General features: G+C 43.3%; 13 protein-coding genes and 1 pseudogene. 5 read left to right on the plus strand and 9 right to left on the minus strand.

All coding sequences use genetic code 11. From position 1 onward, the window contains the following. Positions 1 to 224 precede the first annotated feature (224 nt). Both pgeF and fmt read left to right on the plus strand, forming a co-directional pair. On the plus strand, positions 225 to 1,019 hold the full coding sequence (pgeF, locus tag O9300_RS02515) for a peptidoglycan editing factor PgeF (protein ID WP_002759681.1): 795 nt from the start codon (positions 225 to 227) through the stop codon (positions 1,017 to 1,019). A gap of 60 nt (positions 1,020 to 1,079) precedes the next feature. Further along, positions 1,080 to 2,057 carry a methionyl-tRNA formyltransferase gene (gene fmt / locus O9300_RS02520; RefSeq protein ID WP_287969853.1) on the plus strand — a complete coding sequence of 326 codons (978 nt, stop codon included), beginning with the start codon at positions 1,080 to 1,082 and terminating at the stop codon, positions 2,055 to 2,057. A gap of 29 nt (positions 2,058 to 2,086) precedes the next feature. Here the strand turns inward: fmt and O9300_RS02525 are convergent, their stop codons facing one another. Together O9300_RS02525 and O9300_RS02530 are read right to left on the minus strand one after the other, a co-directional pair. After that, complete coding sequence (locus O9300_RS02525) at positions 2,087 to 2,467, minus strand: cyclic nucleotide-binding domain-containing protein (protein WP_287733292.1); 381 nt, start codon at positions 2,465 to 2,467, stop codon at positions 2,087 to 2,089. 364 nt (positions 2,468 to 2,831) lie between these two features. Beyond that, entirely contained in the window at positions 2,832 to 3,638 is an 807-nt protein-coding gene (locus tag O9300_RS02530) for a TlyA family RNA methyltransferase (protein WP_287969855.1), read from the minus strand. Positions 3,639 to 3,777: 139 nt separating this feature from the next. Between O9300_RS02530 and O9300_RS02535 the strand changes: the two genes are divergently transcribed. Further along, complete coding sequence (locus O9300_RS02535; RefSeq protein WP_002796056.1) at positions 3,778 to 3,999, plus strand: hypothetical protein; 222 nt, start codon at positions 3,778 to 3,780, stop codon at positions 3,997 to 3,999. 117 nt (positions 4,000 to 4,116) lie between these two features. Here the strand turns inward: O9300_RS02535 and O9300_RS02540 are convergent, their stop codons facing one another. The 7 genes and pseudogenes from O9300_RS02540 to O9300_RS02570 all read right to left on the minus strand — a co-directional run bounded on the left by O9300_RS02540 (position 4,117) and on the right by O9300_RS02570 (position 9,484). Further along, entirely contained in the window at positions 4,117 to 4,947 is an 831-nt protein-coding gene (locus tag O9300_RS02540) for a metal ABC transporter permease (protein WP_287733290.1), read from the minus strand. A gap of 102 nt (positions 4,948 to 5,049) precedes the next feature. Further along, positions 5,050 to 6,408 (minus strand): thioredoxin-disulfide reductase, encoded by a 1,359-nt coding sequence (gene trxB / locus O9300_RS02545; RefSeq protein WP_147071847.1) that lies wholly within the window; start codon positions 6,406 to 6,408, stop codon positions 5,050 to 5,052. 78 nt (positions 6,409 to 6,486) lie between these two features. Continuing rightward, positions 6,487 to 7,266 carry an HAD family hydrolase gene (locus tag O9300_RS02550; RefSeq protein ID WP_287969858.1) on the minus strand — a complete coding sequence of 260 codons (780 nt, stop codon included), beginning with the start codon at positions 7,264 to 7,266 and terminating at the stop codon, positions 6,487 to 6,489. 73 nt (positions 7,267 to 7,339) lie between these two features. Then, a complete protein-coding gene (locus O9300_RS02555; protein WP_287969860.1) occupies positions 7,340 to 8,242 on the minus strand; it encodes a hypothetical protein in 903 nt (300 codons plus the stop codon). Beyond that, positions 8,191 to 8,532 carry a hypothetical protein gene (locus tag O9300_RS02560; RefSeq protein WP_287969862.1) on the minus strand — a complete coding sequence of 114 codons (342 nt, stop codon included), beginning with the start codon at positions 8,530 to 8,532 and terminating at the stop codon, positions 8,191 to 8,193. Before O9300_RS02560 ends, O9300_RS02555 begins: the two co-directional genes overlap by 52 nt. Positions 8,533 to 9,094: 562 nt before the next feature. Beyond that, positions 9,095 to 9,241: pseudogene (locus tag O9300_RS02565) on the minus strand (STAS/SEC14 domain-containing protein); the annotation flags it as partial. A 99-nt stretch (positions 9,242 to 9,340) separates the two neighbouring features. Further along, on the minus strand, positions 9,341 to 9,484 hold the full coding sequence (locus O9300_RS02570; protein WP_346304803.1) for a papain fold toxin domain-containing protein: 144 nt from the start codon (positions 9,482 to 9,484) through the stop codon (positions 9,341 to 9,343). Between the two features lie 84 nt (positions 9,485 to 9,568). Here O9300_RS02570 and O9300_RS02575 point away from each other — a divergent pair, with 84 nt between their 5' ends. Beyond that, positions 9,569 to 9,694 carry a type II toxin-antitoxin system RelE family toxin gene (locus O9300_RS02575; protein ID WP_287627675.1) on the plus strand — a complete coding sequence of 42 codons (126 nt, stop codon included), beginning with the start codon at positions 9,569 to 9,571 and terminating at the stop codon, positions 9,692 to 9,694. A 232-nt stretch (positions 9,695 to 9,926) separates the two neighbouring features. Continuing rightward, a complete protein-coding gene (locus O9300_RS02580) occupies positions 9,927 to 10,571 on the plus strand; it encodes a DUF4082 domain-containing protein (protein ID WP_287969866.1) in 645 nt (214 codons plus the stop codon). Positions 10,572 to 11,048: the final 477 nt, after the last annotated feature.

The following is an 11,048-nucleotide window of genomic DNA, read 5'->3' on the forward strand; positions in this document are numbered from 1 at the left end:
ATGGGAGTGATCAGGGGGAAATTCAGGGACTTTTTCCCTGAAAATTAGGTAATTGACCCCCTCAAAATCGGTAAAACCCCACACCCCACACCCCACACCCTACACCCTGCCCCTAGGAAAAACTTTTTCAGCAGACCCTAAATAATCTTCCGGTTGCCGTTTGCCAAGCTCAGAACTAGGATAGGAAAGAACGAGGTATTAATGCAGCAAGAGAGGTTTAGACTGTGACCAATGTAGCGATCGATGTCCGATTAACCGAGACTTCTCTGTGGCAATGGCAAATATGGCAAGGATTGCCCTATCTTACCTGTAATCTCCTAGAGGACTGGTCCCACGGCTTTTTTACCCGTCATTATTACCCCCAAACCCCAGAAGCTTTTACGGCTGCTCTGGGGGCAAATGTACCGGTTTATCGGGTCAAACAGGTACATGGCGATCGCCTATTAAATCCCCAAGGGATTACTAACCCGGAAATTGTCGAAGCGGATGGAATTATCACCGATGCTTCCGGTCAAGGGATTTGGGTGGCCAGTGCTGATTGTACGCCCGTACTAATAGGCGATCGCTCTACTGGTGTTGGGGTGGCGATTCATTCTGGATGGAGAGGGACGGCCAAAAGGATAGTTCCCAAAGCAGTAAAGCAGTTATTAAACTCAGGTAGTTGTTTAGATAACTTAGTGCTGGCCCTGGGGCCGGCAATTGCCGGGGAAGTGTATCAAGTAGAGGCAGAAGTTGCCGTAGAAGTGGGTTTAAGTTTATTCCCCCAAGAAACCAATCCCGACCAAATTCTGGCGAATTTATTGAACCTGTCCCCCTCCCCCTTATTTGCTGACGAGGAAAAAGGAAAAGTGCGCTTAGACGTGCGACGGGTGATTTATCATCAACTACAACAGTTAGGAATTCGGGATGAACAAATTGCGATCGCTCCTTTTTGTACCTATCAACAAGAGGATCATTTTTTCTCCTATCGTCGGGAAAAAGCCAAAAAAATTCAATGGTCTGGCATAGTTAGCCGTTAATAACTCGGTGGACATTCACTGATTACTGCTCACTGATAACTGAAAAATCCCCCCTCTCCCATGCGTATTGTTTTTTTCGGAACCCCGACTTTTGCTGTTCCCACCCTAAAAAAATTATTAGCCAATCCTGATATAGAAGTAATTGCCGTCGTTACCCAACCGGACAAGCGCCGGGGAAGGGGCAATCAATTAATCCCCTCACCGGTGAAACAAATAGCCATAGAACAGCAAATACCGGTTTTGCAGCCCAAAAGCGTCAAAAAAAACGCTCGAACCTTAGATTTTCTCAGACAATCGCGGGTGGATGCCTTTGTGGTGGTTGCCTACGGACAAATTCTCTCCCCAGAAATTCTAGAGATGCCGAGATTAGGCTGTATTAACGTTCATGGCTCAATTTTACCGAAATATCGGGGAGCAGCCCCCGTGCAGTGGTGCATCGCTAGGGGAGAAAAAGAAACCGGCATTACCACCATGTTAATGGATGCGGGCATGGATACCGGACCGATGCTACTGAAAGCCTACACCCCGATCGCTCTTTTTGACAATGCCGAACAGGTGGGAGCAACCCTAGGACAAATGGGGGCGGATTTGCTCCTAGAAACCCTCTCTAAGCTCGATCGAGCAGAAATTACCCCAATTCCTCAAAATAACGACGATGCCACCTATGCCCCTTTAATTCAAAAATCTGACTATCTAATCAACTGGCAAGATTCGGGCCGGACAATTCACGATCGAGTCCGGGGTTTTTATCCTCATGCGCTGACCACTTTACGGGGACAACCCCTAAAAGTGATGGCGACTATTCCCCTAGAGGATCTCGGTCAACTTCCTCCAGAATTACAGACAAAAGACCTTTCTCATCTAAGCGGAGAAGTGGGATCGATCGTGGCTCTCTGGAAAAATTTCGGGCCGGTAGTGCAGACGGGTGAGGGTTTATTATTATTAAAAGAAGTGCAATTATCGGGAAAATCACCGCGTTCTGGTGGGGATTTGGTCAATGGTTCCCGTTTAACTATCGGTGAGATTTTCGGTCAATAGTTTTCAGGGGATGGCTTTCCTTTGCTCCTCTATGCTTCACTGGTGAAGATTTTTTTCAACTTGCGAAAGCGATCGGAATAACTTCTTAACACTTCGATCGCAAACATGGGAGTTTCCTGCACGGCAAATAAAAACTGCGGTTGATTGAGATAGGCTAATTTACAATCAGTTTTGGCAATAGCTGTGGATTCTCGCAGTTTATCCCCATGCAGGAGCGCTCCTGCTCCAAATACATCCCCTTTTTCTAGAGTTTCTATCAATTGTCCCTTGACATACATCTCCACTTCTCCGCTAAGAATACCGTACATTAACTCGCCCTCCGTGCCATCGGCAAAAATAACTTCACCAGCTTGAAAAGTGCGATCGGGATGATTTTCGAGAATTTTAATTGTATCTACGGGACTTAACATGATTTAACAATGATTTTTTTGGGTTATCTCTCCCATTTTCCAATACATTGAACTCCCCGATCATCGTTTTTGTATGTAAGAATACTTGAAACTTCTCTACCTGACAAAGATTCGGTTTGACTCTCAGAAATGCTTTGTTTAATCCTTGTCGGGGAGGGAAAATTTCCGTCTTCATACCTTTATCCTCTTCCTACCCAACCCGATTTTTGAGTCTATTTTTTTCTCTCTTATCTTCCCTGAAAAACCCTATATATATGGGCGCACGGATTCCCATTATACATAAAGTATAAAGCAAGTCTCGCCATTTGTCAAGGGTTTTCTGAAAATCTCCCCCACTTCCCACTTCCTTGACAAAACACCGGGGTTAAAACTGTTTGATCGCTGCTTGGGTGATTTCTGTGATCGCTGCTAAACTGGGACTGACTTGGCCGATATCGGTGGATAACCAAAGAAGATACTCCACATTACCCGCAGGTCCGGTAATGGGAGACCAAGTTAAACCCCGATAGAACCATCCTAAGACTTCGGCGGCCTGTAAAACCTGAAAAATCGCCCCCGCTTGGTCTTGGTGGTCGCGAACTACCCCTTTTTTGCCGACTTTTTCCCGTCCCACCTCGAATTGGGGTTTGACTAATAAAATCGCTTCTCGCGGTGGATTTAATAGCGTCCACAGGGTCGGTAAAACTTTGGTCAAAGAAATAAAGGACAGATCCATAACTGCTAAATCGGCGGGTTTTTCCTGTCCGTATAACTTTTCCGGGGTTAAATAGCGAAAATTAGTTCTTTCTAGTAAAATAACCCGTTCATCCTGCCGTAAACTCCACGCCACTTGTCCATAACCCACATCAACCCCATAAACCCGTTTTGCCCCTTTTTGCAAGAGACAATCGGTAAATCCCCCCGTGGAAATGCCTCCATCTAAACAAATGCGCTCGCGGACATCGATGGCAAACAATTCTAAGGCCTTAGCTAATTTTTCGCCCCCCCTTGACAAATAGGGCAGTTTCTGCTTAACCTCGATCGCCGCTGACCGATCGATTTCTGTGGCAGGTTTATCGATGATTTGATGATTGACTTTCACCTCTCCAGCGCGAATTAATCGCTGTGCCTGTTGACGGGAATCACAGAGATTTTTGGCTACTAATAATAAATCTAATCTTTGTTTCGGCAAGGAAGGCCTCCCAATAATCAGCGCCTAATTCTAAAAAATACCTTATTTTTCCGCAAGCAATCCCAGAAGGAAGATTATAACTAAAGATAGGGACAAACGGAACCCATCAGCTAAATTTTCGCTGCCATCCCGATATTTTATGGATAAAGAGACTCGATTCGCCATTTTAGTTATTGGCATCCCCTTTCTAGGACTAGCTTACTGTGGCTTGATTTTTGCCGTGATGATCTATTGGGTGTGGGCCCGGGAACATCCCGTGACCATGGCCACTTTTTTCGTCCTTGCTCCTTCTTTGATTTCTGGCTCTATCTGGCTGTTAGCCTCCTATAAAGCCCGCCAAAAGCAGCGTTTAGGGTTATAATTGGCAAGACTATCCCATCGGCCTCTAGAGAACAACTAATGTGGGGCAATATGGAGGTGAATTGCCTTCACCCTCCCCTAGATAACTTTTTCTGATCACCACAACTAGGGGAGAGACTTAAAGATGAGATATTTTTCTGGTGATAGTGAGCATCAAAGGTTTCCAAGTAAGACTGATTAAATAACCCAATCCTGCCACTAAAATAATTGTCGCCCCCGAGGTGAGATTTAAACTATAGGATAACCACAAACCAACTAAAGTAAAGACAATTCCTAGAATAATCGCTAGGATCATCATTCCCTTCATATTTTTAACAAATTGTCCACTGATAGCGGCGGGAATAGTTAGTAAAGCAATTACCATAATTAATCCTACCACCTGCATTACTGCGACAATAGTTAAAGCGGTTATTCCCATTAAACCTAAGTAAATTATCTCCACGGGAATATTGCGAATAATCGCAAAGGTTTCATCAAAAGATATGGCTAACAACTCTTTATAAAAGATACTAACTAAGGTGATAATTAATATATCTATGCCCGCCATTATCCATAAATCATCCCTCGGTACAGTTAAAATACTACCGAAAAGATAACTCATTAAATCAGCTTTATAACCGGGAGTTAAATCAATAAAAATTACCCCAATCGCCATACCAATCGCCCACATAACCCCGATTAAAGTATCGGCTCTCTCCCGGATGCGACGCTGTAAAAAACCCATGCCTAAAGCCGAAAAAAAGGTAAAAAATATCGCCCCCACCAGGGGATTAATCCCAAAAAAATAACCGATTCCTATCCCTCCATAGGCAGCGTGAGCGATTCCACCACTGATAAAAACCACGCGATTAACTACTACCAAAGTACCAACAATCCCACAGGCAATACTAACTAATATTCCTGCGGCGATGGCATGGCGCATAAAATCAAATTGTAAGGCCTCTAGCATAGGGTGTTGGGAAGTGGGGGAGTGGGGAGTGGGGAGCTTTTTCAGTAAACAGTAAACTCAAAACTCACATCTGATAACTGATAACTGATAACTGATAACTGATTATTGATAACTCTCAATTACTTGACGAAAATCGCTTTTTTGTTTGACTCCGCGCATTTCTTTTACTAATTCCCGCTCCTTAAAGAATTGTACCGTGGGAGTACCGGTTACTTGACCCATTTTGGCAATTTCTGGGTCAGCTTCGATGTCAATTTCCACAAAATAAATTTTGCCATCGTACTCATCGACCACTTTATCTAAAATCGGTTTCAGGGTTTTACAGGGGCCACAGGTGGGAGAAACATATTTTACCATTAACAAGCGATCGCCATCGTGGAATAATTTCCGCAAAGCATAACCCCCAACGTGACGGGTTTTGTGAATATCAAAAGTTTCCTCCGTATCGGCCGGGGTTTCGCTAACGGTTTTCGTCTCGTAATGTTCAGAAGTGGCTGATTGACGGTATTCTTGGATTAAATTATGCTCCGATAACCATCTTTCTGCCAATAACGCCGCCATACACCCCGTACCTGCGGCAGTGATTGCCTGACGGTATTCGTGGTCCTGCACATCTCCTGCGGCAAAAACCCCCTCGACGCTGGTAGCAACAGTCCCCGGTTTGACTTTCACATAACCCACCTCGTCTAATTCTAGTTGTCCTTGGAATAGGGAAGTATTGGGAGTGTGACCGACGGCATAAAATAACCCTCTAACGGCTAATTCGCTGATTTCTCCCGTTTGCGAGTTTTTAATGCGTAATCCTGCCATTTTACTGCCTGTACCGAACACATCCACCGCTTGGGTGTGAAAATGAACGGTAACTTTCGGATTATTTAACACCCGGTCTTGCATTGCTTTCGAGGCGCGCATCGCTTCCCCGCGAATTAATAAATGGACGTGAGAGCCGTATTTAGTTAAATATACGGCTTCTTCGGCTGCGGAGTCACCGCCACCGATGACAGCGAGGTTTTCCTCTCTAAATATCGGTGTAGCACCGTCACAGATAGCACAAGCGGAAATGCCGTTACTCCAGAATTGGGCCTCGCTGGGTAATCCTAAGCGTTTGGCAGTGGCTCCCGTGGCGATAATAATACTATTGGCCTTAACTTCCCGGTCCGTGGAACGAATGGTAAAAGGACGCTGACTTAAATCCACCGAGATAACATCTTCGGTATAGCATTGGGTCCCCCATCTTTCGGCCTGTTCCTTCATTCTTTCCATTAGCTTCGGACCGGTGATTCCTTCGGGAAAACCGGGGAAATTTTCTACTTCTGTGGTGGTCATCAATTGTCCCCCCGGAATGCCTCCCGCTTGGAAACCCTCAAACATCAAGGGTTTTAAGTTCGCACGCGCCGCATAAATCGCCGCCGTATATCCCGCGGGTCCCGAACCAATAATGACTAAATTCTCGACAGTCATAACCGTAAATGCAACTCATAACGACTACGCTTTTTAGTATAGCAGCATCAGTTACCGGTTATCTGGTAATATTCCTCGTCACTGACTCTGCCAGTGGGTAAAGTCTGCCGCAAATTGAGATAGGGATAAAAGCTTAATGCGGGTATCTTGAGCAACTTTTTGGCGCATTTGAGCCGTATTATATCCCCAATCGGCTAAATATAAGCCCACATCGTTTAAATCGGCTTGTTGCTGTACTAATTCCAACGCATCGAGACGATCCTCGACAAACCACAAATTAGCGGGGGATTCCGGTAAATCAGCCAGTATTTGCTGAATAGTCAGGTATTTCGGCTGTTTAATTTCCTTGCCAATTAATCTCGCTGCCGGAAAATTAATTGCTACTTTTTGTAACAATCGCTTGACAAAACGGCTTTCTTTTGTAGTGATAATATAAACCAAAAAATCCGAGTCTAAAAGAGAGGCCAGGCGATCGATCGCGGGTTGATAAAATTGATGTAAGGCTAACCAAGACTCTAGATCCGACTCAATCCATCGATCCCTAAGACGATCGAGGGCATTTGAGAGAGCTTTTTTCGCTATTTTCTCCCTTTCTAGCAGATTTTGCCGAATTGACGGCCAATTATTTAAAGCTTCCCCGTCGGGAATACCGAGAACAAGCGATCGCAACAGTAAAGGCATTTCCCAACCGGTTTCGATAACGGGACGAAGTTGCGAAAACCTCGGGAAAAAATCCTCGGGAATTATTTCCGGCCAAAGGGTTTCATAGGTGCGTTTGCTAATCTGAAAATACTCGATCATGCCATCACAAAGAACACCATCAAAATCGAGTGCTAGAATGCGGGGGGATTGACTCATAAATGCTGGTTTAATCTCAATAATGGCAGTATAGCGCAGCGAAAATTAAAAAATTGTCCAAGACATCACGCTATTAGCTATTCTTGGCTTCATCGTTGATATAACATAGCTGTCTGATGATTTCTGTAACCGAATTTTTCAATCCCTCTACATGAATCCAGCCCACATATACAGCATATACGATATTTTGGTGATTGTCCTGTATATAAACATGATGAACACGATATAAATCTGAGCTTAAATAAATATAACCACTGGCATCTTTAAATTTACCTTCTAGTAATATTTTTTCTTTTAGAGGTTTCATTTTTACCAGATCTTTAGTCACTCCAGATATTTTAGCTATTCTTTCTATGGCAAGATCAACACAAGTGTTATGACTGTAACTATCGCCATGATTATAATCCTGCTGGTCGAAATAAATTGTCTCTACGATATTTTTGGCCACTTTATCTGATGCTAGGTAATAGGTATGAGCATTAAGGGAATTCAAGACTACGGCAGCAATTTCTACAGAATCAAAAATATTGCCAGTCGCTTCTAGATAATAATCGCTCATTAACATCTTGGATACATCGGTTATGGAATCAAAAAGAGGACGGATTGGATAAGCGATAATATCGGAGGAATTGATCAGATTATTCCAGAGTAAACGACGGCCTTGATGCTGGCTAATAAATTTTTCAATTTGATTAGTATCAATGCCTAGAGTTAGATTTAAAAATGGGATCGGTGAACCCATTGTTGTTACAGTAGATAGGGAAAGTTTGCCCCGTTCTTTACCGATAAGATCACGAATTTCGTGAGCGGGATCCTGAGGGTCAAAACGCTGGGAAAATAACAGATCCCAAAGGATTACAGTACCCAAAGAATGGGCGACTATATGTAATTCGCTTTCCCTGGGGTGAGTTTGAACAAGATCGATTAATTGATCGGCAATAATGCGGCGAATTTGGGTTCCTCGATCGCTGCCCAAATAGCTAAATGCGTCACCAATAAAATAAGATAAATACTCTTTTCTAAAATTTTGATAGCGAAAGGATTGCTCGGGGTTAAAATTACTATTTTTCTGTTTTTGTGTCTGTAATTCTTGCTCGATATCTCGCCATAATTTTTCGGTTCCTTTGAGGACATTTCCCCAAAATCCTGCATAACAGTAGGAATCGCCAGATTTTTGCGTTTACATTCTTCTTCAATTAGTTTGATTAATTTATTGGCATAACTAGCATCTCTTGTTGCCACTCCGTGAATAAAGTAAATCAGCATAATAGGTTGATCTCAATAGGCGTTGATCGGAATCTCTCACCTTCTTAATATACCCTTCTAGCTTCAGAAAAATATCAGGATGGAGCGAGATATAGTAATGCACAATTAAGGTCATTTGTCAAGAGATGGTGGAGTGATTATTTAGGTTCTCTCTCGACTGACCAATCCTCTGAGGATAATCCCATAGTTTCTACTACTTTTACACAAAAATAGTAGATATCTTTGGAAGATTTACCGATTATTCCTAGTATTTATCACTCTAACACAGTAATTTGGCACTGCCCAGAATCATGGCGGTGGGTTACGCATTGCTAACCCACTCTCAGGGTCCACTTCATCTCCCCGATGAAGTTAAATAAAGTTACCTGCCACCAGATTATTACTATTAACCAATCCCAAAAGAACCGAGGAAGCGTTGCTTGAAAAAGCAGCCTCAGCACCTTGAATAATCAGTGCATCTAAGCTACTACCATCGGTGCTGATGGTGAAGACATTACCACTGTAGCTACCAGAAAGGTAGTAGTTTGTACCAGAAACCAGACTAGAAGTTAAAACCCAAATTTTCGATGATTACGCCAGCAAGGCCACCAGTGGCTTCAATGTGGGGATCCACTGCCTCCGCAATCTTGATGAAATCTTCCGCCGCAAGTGCAGATGTAGGTCGCATATAGAGAATGCTATGCGCCGCGTCTAAATTATAATCTATCATAGTTTGCCTCTCCCAAATGGTCGAAGTCTAACTATATGCTATCACAAATAGACGGTTTCACCAGAATTACTAGACGAGCTATAGTCCCCACATTGTAGCTTATAAACTCTTCACTTTGGCAATGAAAATCTTTAGCCAATCCTCTCGTTTCATTCCTTGAGGAGACAGATGATCAAATACTCTTCCCCTTACTTCTACCCCATAGTGTTTTCCATTGATCGTAATTGATCGATCTGAAGAAATTGAAGTGGGAAAGAAAGCCTATCAGGAATATTTAGAAGGGCGCGATCCTGGCAAGTCCTTAGTAAAGTTAAAGGCTGAGTTAGGATGTGGCGTTACATAATCTTAAAACCAGCCGAGCGTTATCTAAAACGGTTACAGCCCCGCAGCCAAGAGCGCATCTTAAATGAACTGGATAAATTGCTGCTTAGTCCTACCTACTCACAATCTTAGTTCATCTCTTCCGTAAAGGGGTGGGCTGTTCACAACCGATTCGGTTCTGCGGTTTCTTTATAGAGATTAAGAAGGAAATATAAAGATTTATTAAATTGTAGTTTTTAATACAGTTATAGGTGGCAAAGTGTGTGTAGTTCTGCTATTCGCGGGTTTGGGTTAGGCTGTTGCTTGATCTGGCTGCGAGGGTGGCGATCGCACTTAAAATATTTAGCAAAAAAGAGAAGTTAGAATGCTCAAAAACTTAGCCGCCGTTTCTACTCTAGTCATTCCTTTTTTATTTTTTCCGACTCAAGCTCAAGCGAGCGTTGCTTTACAAAGCTTTACGGGTGGTTCTCTGTTCAGAAATTTTGATGCAACGAACATGACGGTGGGATGGTCATTTACCGCTAATGACAATCTCTCGGTAACTTCTTTAGGGTTATGGGATGAAACTCCGGCAGACCCTTTAGCCCAAACTCATCAGGTTGGTTTATGGAGTTCAACTGGAACTCTGCTCGGTTCCGCTACTATTCAAACCAATAGTCCATTAACCGGTAGCTTTCGCTATGCGGCGATCGCACCAGTTGCTTTAACCAGCGGGTTAACCTACTTTCTGGGTTCAGAAATTTCTAACCCTTTTTCAGATCGATATACAAGTTCTGCTAGTTCGATCGTCACAGCCCCAGAAATTACCTTTTTAGGAGCGGCACGTAACAATTCGGCTGGTGGTTTCTCTTTCCCTTCTATCACTACCTCTGTCAATGGCCGTTTCGGTCCTAATTTTCAGTTTCAAGTTGTCTCTGCATCTGTTCCAGAACCAACCTCAACCCTCAGCTTCCTAGCCCTTGGTACTCTCGGCGCAGCTTCAACCCTCAAGCGCAAACTCAAACCATAAAAGTCGGCTAAATTGCCCACCAAAAACACAATAAATCACCCTTCATTCAGTCAGTTGAGGGGGTTTTATTTTTTTCCTTTATTAACTTGATTAAATAGGGCTTGCTGAATAATGGTAAAACCCTTTTAAAATAAGGCTTTTGACCTGTTAAAATCCGATGTTCATGCTGCGAAAATCGGATTGAGACCCTCAAAAACCTTGCATTATCCTTCTTGTAGTACATAAACTGGTACGAAAAGAGAGGGCAACAAAGCCTGAAACGACCGGCTACTGACGACCGGCTACTGACGACCGACTCCTAACCCCACCAACAAACTTTTTGCCGCCAACCCTAAATAGGGTTTGCTGAATAATGGTAAAACCCTTTTAAAATAAGGCTTTTGACCTGTTAAAGTCCGATGTTAGTGCAAGAAAATAGGATTGGGACTTTCAAAAACCTTGCATTATCCTTCTTGTAGTACATGGCTTGGTACAAAA

Source organism: Microcystis sp. LE19-195.1E (assembly GCF_027532095.1).
Lineage (GTDB): Bacteria > Cyanobacteriota > Cyanobacteriia > Cyanobacteriales > Microcystaceae > Microcystis > Microcystis aeruginosa.